At 68.3% G+C, this 16,889-nt stretch carries 13 protein-coding genes; 4 read left to right on the top strand and 9 right to left on the bottom strand.

The genetic code is table 11. The annotated features are described in order from the left end of the window. Nucleotides 1–30: 30 nt before the first annotated feature. From LTV02_RS06500 to alaS, 4 genes are read right to left on the bottom strand one after another with little or no spacing between them, the layout of a single operon-like run. Nucleotides 31–858, bottom strand: coding sequence for a shikimate dehydrogenase (locus LTV02_RS06500; RefSeq protein ID WP_233038976.1), 828 nt, complete (start codon nucleotides 856–858; stop codon nucleotides 31–33). Further along, the gene (locus LTV02_RS06495; protein ID WP_233038974.1) at nucleotides 833–2,326 is read right to left on the bottom strand and encodes an endolytic transglycosylase MltG; all 1,494 of its coding nucleotides are present in this window, start codon (nucleotides 2,324–2,326) and stop codon (nucleotides 833–835) included. Before LTV02_RS06495 ends, LTV02_RS06500 begins: the two co-directional genes overlap by 26 nt. Next, nucleotides 2,323–2,907 (bottom strand): Holliday junction resolvase RuvX, encoded by a 585-nt coding sequence (ruvX, locus tag LTV02_RS06490; protein ID WP_067713439.1) that lies wholly within the window; start codon nucleotides 2,905–2,907, stop codon nucleotides 2,323–2,325. The genes LTV02_RS06495 and ruvX overlap by 4 nt, the downstream gene beginning before the upstream one ends. Next, on the bottom strand, nucleotides 2,907–5,573 hold the full coding sequence (alaS, locus tag LTV02_RS06485; protein ID WP_233038972.1) for an alanine--tRNA ligase: 2,667 nt from the start codon (nucleotides 5,571–5,573) through the stop codon (nucleotides 2,907–2,909). Before alaS ends, ruvX begins: the two co-directional genes overlap by 1 nt. Before the next feature lie 53 nt (nucleotides 5,574–5,626). Between alaS and LTV02_RS06480 the strand changes: the two genes are divergently transcribed. After that, nucleotides 5,627–6,304 carry a CatB-related O-acetyltransferase gene (locus LTV02_RS06480; protein WP_408639339.1) on the top strand — a complete coding sequence of 226 codons (678 nt, stop codon included), beginning with the start codon at nucleotides 5,627–5,629 and terminating at the stop codon, nucleotides 6,302–6,304. A gap of 164 nt (nucleotides 6,305–6,468) precedes the next feature. Here the strand turns inward: LTV02_RS06480 and LTV02_RS06475 are convergent, their stop codons facing one another. After that, entirely contained in the window at nucleotides 6,469–7,818 is a 1,350-nt protein-coding gene (locus tag LTV02_RS06475; RefSeq protein WP_408639338.1) for a replication-associated recombination protein A, read from the bottom strand. Nucleotides 7,819–7,828: 10 nt separating this feature from the next. Further along, on the bottom strand, nucleotides 7,829–8,386 hold the full coding sequence (locus tag LTV02_RS06470) for a hypothetical protein (protein ID WP_233038968.1): 558 nt from the start codon (nucleotides 8,384–8,386) through the stop codon (nucleotides 7,829–7,831). Between the two features lie 176 nt (nucleotides 8,387–8,562). Between LTV02_RS06470 and LTV02_RS06465 the strand changes: the two genes are divergently transcribed. Then, on the top strand, nucleotides 8,563–10,209 hold the full coding sequence (locus LTV02_RS06465; protein WP_408639391.1) for an alkaline phosphatase D family protein: 1,647 nt from the start codon (nucleotides 8,563–8,565) through the stop codon (nucleotides 10,207–10,209). A gap of 91 nt (nucleotides 10,210–10,300) precedes the next feature. On the opposite strand, the gene LTV02_RS06460 is transcribed toward LTV02_RS06465, so the two are convergent. Next, entirely contained in the window at nucleotides 10,301–11,470 is a 1,170-nt protein-coding gene (locus LTV02_RS06460) for a phosphotransferase family protein (protein ID WP_233038965.1), read from the bottom strand. A gap of 195 nt (nucleotides 11,471–11,665) precedes the next feature. On the opposite strand from LTV02_RS06460, the gene LTV02_RS06455 reads away from it, so the two are divergent. Continuing rightward, nucleotides 11,666–12,754 carry a DUF2189 domain-containing protein gene (locus LTV02_RS06455; protein WP_233038964.1) on the top strand — a complete coding sequence of 363 codons (1,089 nt, stop codon included), beginning with the start codon at nucleotides 11,666–11,668 and terminating at the stop codon, nucleotides 12,752–12,754. 18 nt (nucleotides 12,755–12,772) lie between these two features. Here LTV02_RS06455 and LTV02_RS06450 read toward each other — a convergent pair whose 3' ends face one another. Both LTV02_RS06450 and aspS read right to left on the bottom strand, forming a co-directional pair. Beyond that, complete coding sequence (locus LTV02_RS06450) at nucleotides 12,773–13,732, bottom strand: DUF389 domain-containing protein (RefSeq protein ID WP_233038963.1); 960 nt, start codon at nucleotides 13,730–13,732, stop codon at nucleotides 12,773–12,775. Between the two features lie 185 nt (nucleotides 13,733–13,917). Continuing rightward, the gene (aspS, locus tag LTV02_RS06445; protein WP_233038962.1) at nucleotides 13,918–15,711 is read right to left on the bottom strand and encodes an aspartate--tRNA ligase; all 1,794 of its coding nucleotides are present in this window, start codon (nucleotides 15,709–15,711) and stop codon (nucleotides 13,918–13,920) included. A 100-nt stretch (nucleotides 15,712–15,811) separates the two neighbouring features. On the opposite strand from aspS, the gene ypfJ reads away from it, so the two are divergent. Continuing rightward, complete coding sequence (gene ypfJ, locus LTV02_RS06440; RefSeq protein WP_233038961.1) at nucleotides 15,812–16,735, top strand: KPN_02809 family neutral zinc metallopeptidase; 924 nt, start codon at nucleotides 15,812–15,814, stop codon at nucleotides 16,733–16,735. Nucleotides 16,736–16,889: the final 154 nt, after the last annotated feature.

The following is a 16,889-nucleotide window of genomic DNA, read 5'->3' as shown; positions in this document are numbered from 1 at the left end:
TTGGACCCGCCCCGGCTTTCGATGGTGAGACTATTCCGCCAGTGCGGCAGCCATTTCCGCGCGCGGCGCGGGTTTGCCGGTGAACTGTTCGACCTGGCCGTACGCCTGGTTCAACAGCATCTGCAAGCCGCTGACCACGGTATGTCCGGCGCGCGCAACGGCTTCCGCGAGCGGCGTGGGCCACGGATTGTAGATGGCGTCGAGCACCACCGGCGCCAGCGCGATCGAATCCGCCACGGCCGCAGCGGCTTCGGCGGGAACGGTGCTGACCACCGCGTCCACCTCACTGCACACGAAGGTCAGGCCGTCGGGATCGAAGTCGATGACCTCGGCCGAAAGACCAAGGCGCTCAGCCAATTCCAGGGTGTCGGCGGCCCGCCCCTTGTCCCGCGCCACGATGGTCACGGTGTGCGCGCCGAGTTCGGCCAGCGCCAGCAGCGCCGGACGCGCCGTCCCGCCCGCGCCCAGCACCATGGCGCGTTCGATCTCCTCGACGCCCGCGCCCTGCAACGCGCCGCGCACCCCGTCCACATCGGTGCAGTCGGCGCGCCATCCGGAATCGGTGCGCACCAGCGTATTCGCCGATTCCACCAGTTCGGCCCGGTCGGTGCGCTCGTCGGCATAGGCGAGCGCGGCGACCTTGCCGGGCATGGTCACCGACAGCCCGACCCATTCCGGGCCGAGACCGTCGACCAGTCCGGGCAGTTGCTCGCCGGTGCATTCGATGCGCTCGTAGGTCCAGTCCAGGCCCAGCGCCCGATACGCCGCCAGATGCAGCTGCGGCGATCGGGAATGCGAGATCGGGCTGCCCAGCACGGCGGCCCGGCGCACCTCACCGCCCACTGTCGAGAATTCCACTCTGCTCGGCCTTCTTGATATTGCGCAGGTGCTCGTTGTAGTCCTCGGTGAACAACGTGGTGCCCTGCTTATCGATGGTCACGAAGTACAGCCACGGACCGGCCAGGGGATTCTCCATGGCGCGCAAGGCATCCAGCGACGGCGCGGAGATGGGTGTGGCGGGCAGACCGGCCATGGCGTAGGTGTTCCACGGGGTCTTGCGCGCCCGGTCGGCGTCGGTGGTGGCGACCTCGGTCTTGTCGAGGGTGTAGTTGACGGTGGAGTCGAACTGCAGCGGCTGATCGACCGCGAGCCGGTTCACGATCACCCGCGCCACCTTGGACATGTCCTGCGGCAGGGCTTCCCGCTCCACCAGCGACGCGCCGATCAGCGTGTCGTAGGGCTTGAGGCCGTTGGCGCCGCCGGATTGCACCAGGCCGGTGGCCTCGTAGCTTGCGGCGCTGTCGGTGACCAGCTGCTTGAGGATCTGCTCGGCATTGCCGCTGGGATCGAAATCCAGGGTGCCCGCGCGGATCAGGCCCTCGAGCTGACGGCTGCGATCCGGCACCGCCTTCACCCGGTCGAGCGCCCAGGACGGCACGCCCAGGGCCACCGGATCGGTATTGGTGCCGGCCGCGTCCAGCTGCTCGTAGGTCACGCATTTGGCGGCGGTACCGGCGCCGACGCAACTGGCTTCGGCGATCTTGCGGTAGATGCCGTCCTTGCGCGCCCCGGTGTGCACATCGCTGGAGTCGTGCAGCTGCCGGCCCTCGGAGATGACCACATTGCCGACCCGGGAACCCTTGCCCACCAAGGCGGTGACGGCTTCGGCGGCCGGGCTGTGGCTGGGAATCGCGTAATAGCCGGGCTGGACGGAGTTCATGTTCGAATTCCGCACGGCCGCTTCGTAGAACGCGGCGCTGCTGGCCACGATGCCCTTGTCGGCCATGGTCTTGGAGATCTCGGTGGCGGTGTCGCCGGACTTCACCTGGATCACCGCGATCGGACCGGCCGAACCGGCGTCGTAGTCGGCGGCGGGGGCGAACCCGCCGATGAACTTCCACGCCGCGAAACCGGCCGCGCCCAGGAACATCACGGCGAAGACGCCGGAGATGATCCACAGATTGCGCCGCCGCCGTTTGCGTTCGGCCGCCTTGCGCGAGGCCACCCGGGAACGCTTGCGCGAGCCGCCCGAGCGCGACGAGCCGCCCCGCCCGCCACTGCCGCGCGTGGCCGGACGGCGACCGGCGTCGGCGCGTTGCGGCGCGGCCCGGCGGCGCGGTTCCGGTTCCAGGGGTGGTTCGTCGACGTAGCCGTGCTCGTCGTCGTAGCCGTGGAAGTCCTCCTCGTCATCGTCCTCGTAGCGAGGGATGACGGTGGTGTCGTCCTCGTAGTCGTCGGCCTCGGACCAGTCCAGATCGTCACGGCGGTAACGCCGTTCAGCGTTCTGACGGTAGCGTTCCTCGGCTCGGGTCCAGCGATCGGTCATGCACTATCACCATCACCGCGCGGCTTCAATTGCGCACTCCGTTCGTCCAACCATCCTTGCAGGATCGACACGGCGGCCGCCTGATCGATGACCTGCCGCTGCCCGCGAGCGCGAACTCCGCTGTCTCGCAATGCACGTGCAGCAGACACCGTAGTCAAACGTTCGTCGGAAAGTCGCACCGGCACCGGATCGATCAATGCCCGCAAACGTCCCGCGAAGGTGGCCGCCAGCTTAGCCGAAGAGCCGCTCTCTCCGCGCAATGTGCGCGGCAGGCCGACGATCACTTCCACGGCCTCATATTCGCGTACCAAGTCGGCGATGCGGGCCAAATCGGGCGCGAGAGTGCCCGGTGCGACCTTTTTGGCGCGCGGCACCGTCTCCACCGGGGTGGCGAGCACGCCGTCCGGATCACTGGAGGCGACACCGACGCGCACGGTGCCCACATCGATGCCGAGGCGCCGGCCGCGACCGGGATCCTCGGCCGGCGACGGACGATCGGTGACGAACCGCGCGTCCGGCTCGGCGGGTTTGCGGGCGCCTTCGAAAACGCCCGCGCTGTCCGATGGTTCGGAAGGGTTCATCACCCGGCGAGCTCGGCCACCCGCGCCCGCACGGCCGCTAGACCGGCTTCGATGCCCGACGGATCGGAGCCCGCGCCCTGCGCCAGCTCCGGCTTGCCGCCGCCGCGGCCCGCGATCGACGGACCGAACGCGCCCACCAGGTCACCGGCCTTGAAGCCGAGATCCTGCGCGGCCTTGGACACCGACACCACGAACGGCACCTTGCCGTCGGCATTGCCGAGCAGCACCACCACGGCGGGTTCGGAACCGAAGCGGCCCTTGATATCCATGACCAGGGTGCGCAGATCGCCCGCGCCCACGCCCTCCGGCGCGGCGGCGGCGACCAGCAGCACCTTGCCGACGCGCTGCGCGTTCTCCACGAAAGTGCCCGCGCTCGACAGCACGGCGGCCATCTTGGTGCGCTCCAGCTCTTTTTCGGCAACCTTCAGGCGTTCGACGAGTTGCTCGACCCGCGCCGGGACGTCCTCGCTCGGCACCTTCAGCGAGGAGGCGACGCCGGCCAGCAGCGCGCGCTCCTTGGCGAGGTACTTGTAGGAGTCCAGGCCCACGAACGCCTCGACGCGGCGGATGCCGGAACCGACCGAGGATTCGCCCAGCAGGGTGATCGGGCCGATCTGCGAGGAGTGCTGCACGTGGGTGCCGCCGCAGAGTTCCATCGAGAACGGGCCGCCGATCTCCACCACGCGGACCTCGTCGCCGTAGTTCTCGCCGAACAGGGCCATCGCGCCCATCTTCTTGGCGGACGGCAGGTCGGTGATGAAGGTGTTGACCTGGAAGTCGTCGGCCACCGCGTCGTTGGAGATGGCTTCGATCTCGTTCTTCTGGGTCTCGCTGAGCGCGCCCTGCCAGTTGAAGTCGAAGCGCAGGTAGCCGGGCTTGTTGAGCGAACCGGCCTGAACGGCGTTGGGCCCCAGCACCTGTCGCAGCGCGGCGTGCACCATGTGGGTGCCGGAGTGGCCCTGGGTGGCGCCGCGACGCCAGCCCGGATCCACGCCCGCCAGCACGGTGTCGCCCTCGGTGAGCTGACCGGCCTCGACGGTGGTCTTGTGCACCCACACCGTCTTGGCGATCTTCTGCACGTCGTTGACGCGCAGTTTCGCGCCGTGCGAGGAGGTGATGGCGCCGCGGTCGGCGATCTGGCCGCCGGACTCCGCGTAGAGCGGGGTGCGGTCCAGGATGACCTCGACATCGGTGCCGGCCTCGGCGACCGGGACCCGCACACCGTCCTTGATGAGCGCGAGAACCGTTGCCTCGGTGGACAGTTCGTCGAAACCGGTGAACTCGGTGGCGCCGCGATCGACGAATTCCTTGTAGACGGTCAGGTCGGCGTGCGCGTGCTTGCGGGCGTGCGCGTCCTCCTTGGCGCGGCTGCGCTGCTCGGCCATGAGCGCGCGGAAGCCGGACTCGTCGACCTCGAGGCCCGCTTCGGCGGCCATCTCCAGGGTCAGGTCGATGGGGAAGCCGTAGGTGTCGTGCAGCGCGAACGCCTCGGTGCCGCCGATGGTCTTGCCGCCGTGCGCCTTCACCTCGTTGACGGCATCGTCGAACAGCTTGGAACCGGTGGCCAGGGTGCGCAGGAACGCGCTCTCCTCGCCGACGGCGACGGTTTCGATGCGCTTGAAATCGGTGGCCAGTTCCGGGTACGAGGGGGCCATGAGATCGCTGACGACCTTCATGAACTCGCCCATGACCGGCTTGTCCGCGCCGAGCAGGCGGGCCGAGCGCACGATGCGGCGCAGCAGGCGGCGCAGCACGTAGCCGCGGCCGTCGTTGCCGGGGTTCACGCCGTCGGCGATCAGCATCGCGCCGGTGCGGGCGTGGTCGGCGATGACCCGGAAGCGCACGTCGTCGGCGTGCTCGACGCCGTAGCTGCGGCCGGTCAATTCCTCGGCCTTGCTGATGATGGGGCGCAGCAGGTCGGTCTCGTACACGTTGTCGACGCCCTGCAGCAGGAACGCGACGCGCTCGACGCCCATGCCGGTGTCGATGTTCTTCTTGGGCAGCGGGCCCAGGATCTCGAAGTCGTCCTTGCCCCGGCCCTCGCCGCGCTCGTTCTGCATGAACACGAGGTTCCAGATTTCGAGGTAGCGGTCCTCGTCGGCCTCCGGGCCGCCTTCCTTGCCGTAGGCCGGGCCGCGGTCGAAATAGATCTCCGAGCAGGGGCCGCACGGTCCGGGGATGCCCATGGACCAGTAGTTGTCGGCCATGCCGCGGCGCTGGATGCGCTCGGGCGGCACGCCCAGCTTCAGCCAGATCTGCTCGGCCTCGTCGTCGTCCAGGTAGACGGTGACCCACAGGCGTTCGGGGTCGAAGCCGTAGCCGCCGTCCTCGACGCTATTGGTGAGCAACGACCAGGCGCGCTCGATGGCGCCCTGCTTGAAGTAGTCGCCGAAGCTGAAGTTGCCCGCCATCTGGAAGAAGGTGTTGTGGCGGGTGGTGACGCCGACATTCTCGATATCGCCGGTGCGCACGCACTTCTGGACGCTGGTCGCGGTCGCGAAGGGCGGGGTCTGCTGACCGAGGAAGTACGGCACGAACTGGACCATGCCCGCATTGACGAACAGCAGGTTGGGGTCGGCCAGGATCAGCGAAGCACTCGGTACCTCGGTGTGTCCGGCTCGTACGAAATGCTCCAGGAAGCGCCGTCGAATCTCGTGGGTCTGCACAGGTATCCAGCCTACCGGTCCCGGTGCAGGGACTTTCCACCCACCACCGGGCGATGGCTACCATCGCCGGGGTGACTGTGATCCCGGACCCACTGGCGCCCTTCCCGCTCCCCCACGCCCACCGCACCGTCTTCCTGAAACCGCACGTCACCTCGCCGAATATCGAAGTCGGCGACTACACCTACTTCGACGACCCGGTGGCTCCGACCGAGTTCGAGACCAACAACGTCCTCTACGCCTTCGGCCCCGAGAAGCTGATCATCGGCAAATACTGCGCGATCGCCACCGGCACCCGCTTCATCATGGCCGGCGCCAACCACCCCACCGCCGGCGTCTCCACCTTCCCCTTCACCATCTTCGGCGGCACCTGGGCCGAGGAAACCATGGACATCATCACCTCGATCCCCTCCAAGGGCGACACCGTGATCGGCAACGACGTCTGGTTCGGCTACAACACCCTGATCATGCCCGGCGTGCGGATCGGCGACGGCGCGATCATCGCCACCGGCGCGGTGGTCACCACCGACGTCCCGCCCTACACCATCGTCGGCGGCAACCCGGCCCACCCGGTGAAACAGCGCTACTCCGACGAGGACATCGCCCGCCTGCTGGCCGCCGCCTGGTGGAACTGGCCAGTCGAATTGGTCACCGAACACGTGCGCGCCATCATGGCCGGCACCCCAGCCGAGATCGAAAAGATCGCCCGCGAGCACGGCCTGTTCACCGCCTGAACGGGAACACCCGCGCGGCGGCACACCGAACTCCTCTCCCGTCTCCGCAGATAACCGGACATTCACCGCACCGCGAACCTAGGCTCGAATTCGTCGGCTCCGCGGCCGCGAGCCGGCAGTCCGTTCCTTCCGCGAGAGGAGTCCGGCTCGGCACGCGAACGCGGTCACTTACCGCGAACGATGCGTCGCAGCTTGGTGACTCGGGGGCCTACTTCGCGTTCGTAGCCGTGGTCGGTGGGGTGGTAGTAGTCGGTGCCGACTAGTTCGTCGGGTGGGTATTGCTGGGTGAGGACGCCGTCGGGGTGGTCGTGGGGGTATTTGTAGCCCTGGGCGTTACCGAGGGCGGCGGCGCCTTGGTAGTGGCCGTCGCGGAGGTGTGGGGGGACGGCGCCTGCTTTGCCGGCGGAGATGTCGGACGTGGCGGCGCCGATGGCTTTGACTACCGCGCCGGATTTGGGGGCGGTGGCGATGTGGATGGTGGCTTGGGTGAGGGCCAGTTGGGCTTCGGGGAGGCCGACCAGTTGGACTACTTGGGCGGCGGCTACGGCGGTTTGCAGGGCCATGGGGTCGGCCATGCCTACTTCTTCGCTGGCTTGGATCATCAAGCGGCGGGCGATGAATCGGGGGTCTTCGCCGGCGCTGAGCATGCGGGCGAGGTAGTGGACGGCGGCGTCGACGTCGGAGCCGCGGAGGGATTTGATGAAGGCGCTGATGACGTCGTAGTGCTGGTCGCCGGCGCGGTCGTAGCGGACCGCGGCCTTGTCGACGCTGGCCTCGACGACCTCGACGCCGACCTTGCCGTCCAGGGAGGATTCGGCGGAGGCTTCCAGGGCGGTGAGGGCGCGGCGGGCGTCGCCGCCGGCGATGCGGATGATGTGGTCGTAGGCCTCGTCGGTGATCTCGTAATCGCCGCCCAGGCCGCGCGGGTCGGCGGCGGCGCGGGTCAGGACGGTGCGGATGTCGGACTCGGTGAGCGACTGTAGTTGCAGCACAAGGGAACGCGAGAGCAGCGGGGAGACCACCGAGAAGGACGGGTTCTCGGTGGTGGCGGCCACCAGCAGCACGATGCGGTTCTCGACCGCGGCGAGCAGGGCGTCCTGCTGGGTCTTGGAGAAGCGGTGCACCTCGTCGATGAACAGCACGGTCTGCTCGCCGTGGGTGAGGCGGCGACGCGCGATGTCGATGACCGCGCGCACCTCTTTCACGCCGGCCGAGAGTGCGGACAGCGCTTCGAAACGGCGGCCGGTCGCCTGCGAGAGCAGCGAGGCGAGAGTGGTTTTGCCGGTGCCGGGCGGGCCGAACAGCAGCACCGACGCCGCGCCCGAACCTTCGATCAAACGGCGTAGCGGCGAGGTCGGGCCGAGCAGATGCTGCTGGCCGACCACTTCGTCGAGGGTGCGCGGCCGCATGCGCACCGCCAACGGCGCGAACCGGTCGTCACCCCTCGGCACACTCGCCGCGAACTCCTCGGGCACCGCCTCCGCGCCCGGTGCATCGAACAAACCGTCACTCACCCGGGCGACGCTACCGTCCGGGCACGACAGATTCGGTGTCGCGGCCGCTCCCGGCGCACGGACGGTGTGCGCGCAGGGCGCGGGCGGCCGCGCCGAGCACCACCATCGGATCGACTTCGGGCGCCGACCAGCCAGGCGGGAGCACGTCGGCGGCGGGCACGGCCGGGCAGTCGGCGCCGCCGGGCACGGTCCGCCATTCGCAGCTGTGGCCACGGAAGTCGCTGAAACAGACGATCAGCCGATATCGGGGACAGACCGGCGCGGCTTCGGCCGCGTCGACGAGCTGCGCGCAGGCATTGAACATGCGGCGCACCCGGAAAGCGTCACCCACCGGATTGCTGTGGATACCGCCGTATCCGGCCTGCGCGTACAGCGCGACCGACCCGAGCACGGCCTGATAGGTGATGGCATAGGAATTGCTGCCGTGCCCGGCATGCGACACCGCGACATAGTCGCCCGGCCGGTCCGTGACCGCCTCGTCGAGATACGTCCCGAACATGTACATGCTCACCGGGTCGATATCCCGTGTCGCGTATGCCCATTCACCGAGCCGGCGCAGCTCGGGCACGAAGCGCTCCGGGATCGGGGGCAACCCGAGGTGACTGCGTTCGAACCGGTCGCACATCTCCCGATAGCCGTACACATGACCAAGATCGCCGTACCGCGCCCGCGTGTTTACACCGACACGCCTTGTTATCAACTGTTCATCTGTCCAGTTTGCCTACCGGGTGCCGATGGGCTGAGATCGTCGTCGTGCCATTCCGTGAGATCGTCACCTCGCGCCGCACCGTCCTCAAAGGCGGAACCGCGGCTGCCGCAGCGACCCTGATCAGCACTTCCGGCCGGGCCGCGGCCGAGAACCCACCGGTCTTCCGGCACGGCATCGCCTCGGGCGATCCACTCCCGGGCAGCGTGATCATCTGGACCCGCGTCACGCCGTCGGAGGACGCCGCGCCGGGTTCGGGCCAGGGCGCGGCGGTGCCGGTGCGCTGGGAGGTCGCGGCCGACGAATCCTTCGCGAATATCGCGGCCTCCGGCAATGTCACGGCCGCCGCCGATTCCGACCACACCGTCAAGGTGGACGTGTCCGGCCTGCGCGCCGGGACCGACTACTGGTACCGATTCACCGCGGCCGGGCAGACCTCGCCCGTGGGCCGCACTCATACCGCGCCCGCCGATTCCGCGACTCCCGAACGCGTCCGCCTCGGCGTGGTGTCCTGCGCGAACTGGGAGGCCGGTTACTTCAGCGCCTATCGCCATCTGGCAGCGCGCGGCGATCTGGACGCCATCGTGCATCTGGGCGACTACCTCTACGAATACCCGCGCGGCGAATACGGCGGCCGCAACGGCGCGGTGCGCTGGCACGAACCCGAGCACGAAATCGTGTCCCTCGCCGATTACCGAATCCGGCACGCGCAGTACAAGACCGACCCGGATCTGGCCGACCTGCACACCCGGCTGCCCTTCATCTGCACCTGGGACGACCACGAAACCGCCGATAACGCCTGGTCGGGTGGCGCGAACAACCATCAGCCCGCCACCGAGGGCGATTGGCAGACCCGCAAGGCCGCCGCACTCCAGGCCTATATGGAGTGGATGCCGATCCGCGCGGGCGCGGACAAGCGCATCTACCGGCGACTGCGGTTCGGCACCCTGGCCGAGCTGTCGATGCTGGACCTGCGCAGCTACCGCAGCCAGGAAGTGAAGGCGGGCCCGGGCTGGCCGCAGGTCGACAATCCGGATCGCACCATTACCGGCGTCGACCAGATGAATTGGCTCACCGCCGGTTTGACCTCGGCCCCGGTGACCTGGAAGCTGGTCGGCAATCCGGTCATGATCGCGCCGCTGGAGTTCCCGCCGCTGGATCCGGACGCTTCCGCGGCGCTGACCCAGCTGCTGGGGCTGCCGCGCGAGGGCATCATCGCCAATGCCGATCAATGGGACGGATACGCCGCCGATCGCCGGAAATTGTTGCGCGCCATCACCGATTCGAATGTCGCGGACGTGGTCTTCCTGACCGGTGACATCCACACCTCCTGGGCCTCGGACGTGCCGGTGGACGCCGGCGTCTATCCGGCCGGGCAGACCGCGGGCGTGGAGTTCGTGGTGCCGTCGGTGACCTCGCAGTCCATGGGCGACATGATGAAGGTGCCGCCACGCACCGGCGCGGTGGCCGCGGAAACCGCCATCACCGGCGTGAATCGCCACATCCGCTACGCCGAACTGGATTCGCACGGCTACGGCGTGCTGCACGTCGATGCCGAGCAGGCGCAGATGGACTGGTACTACCTCACCGATGTCGCCGATCCGAATACCGGTGTGCGCCACGCCGCTTCGTTCGCGGTCCGGCGCGGCGGCCGTATCGAGCCGCGCACCGCGCCGATGGTCTGAACCATCGAACATGGAAGAAGGCCGGGACCGCTGCGGTGGTCCCGGCCTTCGTCGTCTCGATCGCCGGTGGTCACGACTCCGGCGGCGGGAATCACTCCTCCCAGTGCTCCTCCAGGGTGGCCGACACGTGCTCGGCGAAATCGCCCAGGGTGTCGTCACCGGTGCAGCGGGCGTCCTCGGCGAGCGCGGCCCAGCGATTGATCAGCGCGGCCGAGCGCGGAATCGACAGTCCGTGTTCGCGAGCCGCGGCGATGCGCGTGTGATCGGCGGGCAGGAACCAGAAGGTGGACAGCCACACCCAGATGAGCCGGGCTTCCAGAATGCGTTCGGCCAGCACCTCGTCGTCGGCGAGCGCGGGCCAGACCGCCACCACTTCCGAGCGCCAGGCTTCGACCATCTGCCGGGCGCGTTCGCGGGAGAGCTCGAAATCGCAGAGGCAGCCGGGGAAGGACACCAGCGCGTAGGCGATATCGAGGGTGGCGTCCCGGAAGCCGCCCCACTCGTAATCGAGGAACCGCGCGCCCTCCTCGTTGAGGATGACATTGTCGGGGCACAGGTCGGACGGACTGAACGCGCGGTAGCGGCCGGCCGAGAACAGCCGGTTGCCGCGCACGATGCGCTCGGCGATCTCCCCGGGCACCTCGATGCCCATTTCCCGCTGCAGCATGATCGGCACTTCGGCCACGGCGGATTCGGCCTGCTGGGCGATGCCGTCGACGCGGTGCACCACATCGACCCGGCGTAGCAGGGCGACGAAGTCGGCTTCGCGGCCGACGGTGGCGGCGTGCATGCGGCCCAGCGCCTGCGCGAATGCCATCAGGGCATTGCGCCCGGCGGGCTCGATCCCAGCCTGCAGCACCGCGGTGAGTGAGGTGTTCTCACCGAGGTCGCTCAGGATGAGCAGGCGTTCGGGCAGGCTGTAGCCCAATAGGTAGGCGCCGGGTCGATGGTCACGTCCCAGTGCGGTGGTGAATTGGTAGGACACCGCTTCCCGGAGGAAAGCGGAGTCGATGCTGGCGACTCCGGGTGCCATGCCTCCGGTGCGTCGATCCTTCGCAGCGCCGCGCACCTGCTTGACTATCAAGGTGCGTGGAAGTGAAAAGGCATTCTCTGCAACGCGGACGCGTAGCACCGTCGTCCTACCACTGCCGCTGAGTTCCATCGGATCGCTCAGCTTTACCGGAGCACCCATTCGCTTTGTGAGCAACTGTTGTGCCGCGGACACGACTTCGGCGGCGCGTTCGGCCAATAGTGCGGTCATCGGATCCCAAGTTACTCGCATCAGGTCACTTTCAGCGAGCGGTTGCGCAACCTTTCGCGCGTCGTCCGGCGTGTCTTTGTGAAGGGTTTGCCCACGCGGCGCTGGTTGCTTGACACAACCAGGACCGTCTAGTTGTCTCATCTTCAACTGCCGTGCGCCACACCGTAAACCGGGAAATGTGAAAGGCTTGTGACCATGACTGGCACGCCGCCCTCAGCACCACGGGATCCCTCCGGCGAACCGCCCGCAGAGCGCGGTGGCAGGCAGTATCCGGGCGCTCCGGGGCAGCACCAAAACCCCGAGCCCGCACCGCATTCCGGCGCCGGCGCGCAAGGCCCCGGGCACGGCCGGCACGAAATGCCCGGCCTGGCCGGATACCCGCAGTTCGAAGGTCCGGGCGCGGCGCAGTACGGCAGCGAGCAGGTGGAACCGCCGCCGTCCATGCCCCCGCATTCGGGCGCGGCGAGCGGTGGTTATCCCGTTTCCCAGCAACCATCCGGTTCGCATTCGCCGGGTGCGGCGCCGCCCGGATACGGCGGCCAGGGCACGGTTCCGCCCGCGACCGTCCCGATTGGATCGGACCAATCGGACATACCGCAGCAGGGTGGTTATCAACCCGGCGCACCCGGTACGACCCCACCGCCGGCACCGGTCCAGCAACGCCCCAGCCTCGATGTCGGTCACGCGATCTACTACGGCTGGAACCGCTTCCGCCTGAATCCGCTGCCCTGGGTCGGCATGGTGCTCATCGGCCTGATCGCCTGGCTGGTGGTCACGCTGCTGGTGAACCTGGTGCAGGTGGAGTCGCTGTCGGCGGTGCTGCTGCTGTTCGCGGTGGCCTCGCTGGTGGTGTGGCTGTTGCAGGCCGCCATGATCCGCGGCGCGCTCTACGAAACCGACGGCACCCCACCGGATTTTCCGGCCTTCTTCGGTTTCGTGAACGCCGGCAATGTGCTGATCACCGCGCTCATCGTCTTCGTGGCGGCGCTGATCGCCTCGCTGCTTTGCGTGTTCCCGGTGGTGATCGTCGGCGTATTGTGCATGTTCGCACTGCATTTCGTGATCGATCAGGACCAGGATCCGCTCACCGCCATCAAGTCCAGCGCACAGCTGGTCATCCGCAATCCGGCCCAGATCGCGCTGCTGGCGCTGGCCGTCATGGTGATCACCGCGATCGGCGCGCTACTGTGCGGCCTCGGCCTGCTGGTCGCCGGCCCGGTGACGGCCATGGCCATCACCTACGCCTACCGCACCCTCACCGGCGGCCTGGTCGCGCACTACTGACGGAACCGCTTGCGGCGCTCACTCGTTGGCGTCGACCCACCAGCGCCGCAAGCGCATCAGCGGCCCGCCCTCGCTCCCGTGCCGGGGCCGCAGTTGCAGCACGATGATGCCCGCGACCACGATCCCGGCCATGTTCACCCCCAGCTGCCCGATGGACATGAACGCCTTGTGCCATTCGCCGATGGTGGCCGCCACCGCCGCGAACCCGGCCGCGGGAATGGTGGTCACGGAGATGAAAACGCCCACCAGCGCCGCCGATTTGGCGGTGACCAGCGACAGCATGCCCGCCGCTCCGGCGAGCAGCGCGACCACCAGCGAGAACGGCCCGACCTCGTAGATGAAATCCACATTGTGGATGTCGTCGATGCTGTTCACGGTGATCCACCCGAGGCGTTCGAACAGCAGCGAGGCCAGCGCGGCGACGGCCATGGCGAAGGGGAAGCCCACCAGCAGCGCCAGCGCGGATCGCCGGACCAGGCGGAAGTTCCTGCGTACCAAGGCGACCGCGATGGCGGCCAGCGGCCCGAACTCCGGGCCCACCACCATCGCGCCGACGATGGTGACCGGCGAGTCGGTGGCCACGCCGACCACGGCCAGCAGGCACGCGATGGTGATGAACGCCAGGAATGTCGGATTGAGCGTCGATTCCTCGTGCGTCTGCGCGACCAGGCCCTCCCACACCACCGCGTCGGAGGGATCGCCGGGCGCGGCCTCCACCGCGCGTTGCGCTGCGGCCGACAAGACGGTGCCCGGCGGTTCGATCACGATGCCGCCGGTGCGTTCCACATTGTGGCGCTTGAGCATTCGCAGCACGTCATTGCCGGATTCGCGCGCGATCTCGGCCTCGATGAGATCCCCCGCCGGTTCCACGGCCGCCCCGCGCTGCACCGTCACCAGCGTCGCCCCGGCCTCGGCGCGCAGCGCCGCGAGCACGGCGTCGGTCGAATCGGACGGGCAGATCACCCGAATGTGCAGCACCTGTGCCCCTCGCGCTCGGCGGTCCGCCGCTGCCGATCGACGGCGGCGGGGTGCAGCCTAACCGCGCGGAGCCGGACGACCGGTATCCGCGCGCGGCGCCTGCGCGTCGCCGCGATGCGCGAAACGCGCCCGGCCACCGGCACTCCGGAGAGCGCGGCGACCGGGCGCGTCGAAAACCGCTCGGGCTACTTCTTTTCCACCGGCAGAGGCACGCCGTTCTCGTCCAGCTTGGCGTTCAGGCCGGCCTCGGTGCGCTGCTGCGGGGTGATCGGGGTGGGCGCGTCGGTGAGCGGGTCGACGCCGCCGCCGGACTTCGGGAAGGCGATGACCTCGCGGATGGAATCCACTCCGGCCAGCAGCGCGGTGATGCGGTCCCAGCCGAAGGCGATGCCGCCCATGGGCGGAGCGCCGAAGGAGAAGGCGTCGAGCAGGAAGCCGAACTTGTCCTGCGCCTCTTCCTCGCCGATGCCCATCACCTTGAACACGCGTTCCTGCACGTCCCGGCGATGGATACGGATGGAACCGCCGCCGATCTCATTGCCGTTGCACACGATGTCGTAGGCGTAGGCCAGCGCCGAGCCCGGATCGGTGTCGAAGTCGTCCAGGTGTTCGGGTTTGGGCGAGGTGAACGCGTGGTGCACCGCGGTCCAGGCCGAATGGCCCAGCGCCACATCGCCGCTGGCGGTGGCGTCGGCGGCCGGTTCGAACATGGGCGCGTCCACGATCCAGACGAAGGCCCAGTCGTTCTCGTCGATGAGGCCGCACTTGCGGGCGATCTCGCCGCGCGCCGCGCCCAGGATGGCCCGGCTGGACTTCACGTCACCGGCGGCGAAGAAGATACAGTCGCCCGGCTCGGCGCCGACGAACTTGGCCAGTCCGTCGCGCTCGGCATCGGTCAGGTTCTTGGCGACCGGACCGCCGAGGGTGCCGTCCTCCTGCACGAGGACGTAGGCGAGGCCCTTCGACCCGCGCTGCTTGGCCCACTCCTGCCAGGCATCGAGCTGGCGGCGCGGCTGCGAGGCACCGCCGGGCATGACTACCGCGCCGACGTACGGCGACTGGAACACCCGGAACGGGGTGTCCTTGAAGTACTCGGCCATTTCGGTGATCTCGACCCCGAACCGCAGGTCCGGCTTGTCGGAACCGAAGCGCCGCATGGCATCGGCGTAGGTCATGTGCGGGATCGGCGTCGAGATCTCGTATCCGACCAGCTTCCACAGCGCGGCCAGGATGTCCTCGGCCAGCAGGATGACGTCTTCCTGCTCGACGAAGCTCATCTCGATGTCGAGCTGGGTGAACTCGGGCTGGCGGTCGGCGCGGAAGTCCTCGTCGCGGTAGCAGCGCGCGATCTGGTAGTAGCGCTCGATGCCGCCGACCATCAAAAGCTGCTTGAACAGCTGCGGCGACTGCGGCAGCGCGTAGAACTTGCCCGGCTGCAGACGCGCCGGCACCAGGAAGTCGCGCGCGCCTTCCGGGGTGGAGCGGGTCATGGTCGGGGTCTCGACCTCGACGAACGCATGCTTGGCCAGCACCTCGCGGGCGGCGGCGTTGACCTTGGACCGCAGCCGGATGGCGTGCGCGGGGCCCTCGCGGCGCAGGTCCAGGTAGCGGTACTTCAGGCGCGCTTCCTCACCCGGCTCGTCGTCGAGCTGGAACGGCAGCGGCGCGGCCTCGTTGAGCACCTCGAGCTCGGTCACATTGACCTCGATGGCGCCGGTCGGCAGGTTCGGGTTCTCGGAACCGGCCGGGCGGTTCTCCACCACGCCGGTGACCTTCACGACGAACTCGTTGCGCAGCTTGTGCGCCTGCTCGGCGGGGACGCCCTCACGGAAAACGGCCTGCGAAACACCGGACGCATCACGCAAATCGATGAAGATGACGCCACCGTGGTCTCGCCGACGAGCCACCCAGCCGGTGAGGGTGACGGTCTGACCGGCGTGCTCGCTTCGCAGCGAACCAGCCAAGTGGGTGCGCAGCACGGTATTCCTTTCGATGGATTGCGGATGCGGAACCCATCGTAGTGAGACACGTTCCCCGAGTGGAAACCGATATCCACTCCCCCATGTCAGAGTGGTACCCATGACCTTCAACGAGGGCCTGCAGATCGACCCGGACCGGGTCAGTGGCGGCAGCGGCGGACCGGGTATGGGCGGCGGGTTGGTACTCGGAGGCGGTGCGCTCGGCCTGGTGGCACTCGTGGTCTCCCTGCTGCTCGGCGGCGACCCCGGTTCGATTCTCGGCCAGTTCACCGGCGCGGACGGCGATTCGTCGCAGCAGGGCACGACGACCCCCGACCATTGCAAGACCGGCGCGGACGCCAACAAGTACGTGGACTGCCGGGTCATCCTGACCGTGCAGAGCCTCGACAATGTCTGGGCGACCGAGCTGCCCAAGCAGACCAATCGCAAATACGTGGACCCGAAGGTGGTGCTGTTCTCCGGCGCGGTGAGCACCGGGTGCGGCCGGGCCACCTCGGCGGTGGGGCCGTTCTACTGCCCCGCGGACCAGACCGCCTACTTCGACACCAGCTTCTTCCAGGAGCTCAAGGACCGGTTCGGCGCGAGCGGCGGCCCCCTGGCCCAGGAGTACGTGGTGGCGCACGAGTTCGGCCATCACATCCAGAATCTGCTCGGCGATATCAATCGCGCCCAGCGGGATCCGCAGGGTCCGGAGTCCGGCGCGGTGCGCACCGAGTTGCAGGCCGATTGCTATGCCGGGGTGTGGGCCTCCTACGCGGACAAGCTCCCGGCCCCGGGCAGCAATACCCCGTTCCTGAAACCCTTGTCGGAGAGCGATATTCGCGATGCCCTCTCCGCGGCCTCGGCGGTCGGCGACGATCGCATCCAGAAGGCGGCGACCGGGCGGGTGAATCCGGAAGGCTGGACCCACGGTTCGTCCGAGCAGCGGCAGAAATGGTTCCTCACCGGATACAAGACCGGTCAGGTCAAATCCTGCGATACCTACAATGCGCGCGATCTGAACAATCCGCCCGCGCTGCGCTGAGCCGCAGACCCCGCAAGGCCCCGGTCCGATCGGATCGGGGCCGTTGCTTTTTCGGCCCCGATTCGCCCGAAACCCGAATATTGGCGGCTTGCGCGGAACCGCCCCCGCGCCCGGTGCGCGCTATGTACACTCCCCGCGAAGTGAAACGCTCGCC

It is taken from the genome of Nocardia yamanashiensis (genome assembly GCF_021183565.1).
Lineage (GTDB): Bacteria > Actinomycetota > Actinomycetes > Mycobacteriales > Mycobacteriaceae > Nocardia > Nocardia yamanashiensis.
The sequence above is the reverse complement of the archived record's forward strand: the minus strand, read 5'-3'. Positions and strand labels throughout refer to the sequence as shown.

Excerpts from the sequence above, each read along its gene's own strand:
- LTV02_RS06495 (WP_233038974.1), bottom strand. The coding sequence starts at position 2,326 with ATGACCGATCGCTGGACCCGAGCCGAGGAACGCTACCGTCAGAACGCT.
- ruvX (WP_067713439.1), bottom strand. The coding sequence starts at position 2,907 with ATGAACCCTTCCGAACCATCGGACAGCGCGGGCGTTTTCGAAGGCGCC.
- LTV02_RS06480 (WP_408639339.1), top strand. The coding sequence starts at position 5,627 with ATGGCTACCATCGCCGGGGTGACTGTGATCCCGGACCCACTGGCGCCC.
- LTV02_RS06460 (WP_233038965.1), bottom strand. The coding sequence starts at position 11,470 with ATGACCGCACTATTGGCCGAACGCGCCGCCGAAGTCGTGTCCGCGGCA.
- LTV02_RS06455 (WP_233038964.1), top strand. The coding sequence starts at position 11,666 with ATGACTGGCACGCCGCCCTCAGCACCACGGGATCCCTCCGGCGAACCG.
- ypfJ (WP_233038961.1), top strand. The coding sequence starts at position 15,812 with ATGACCTTCAACGAGGGCCTGCAGATCGACCCGGACCGGGTCAGTGGC.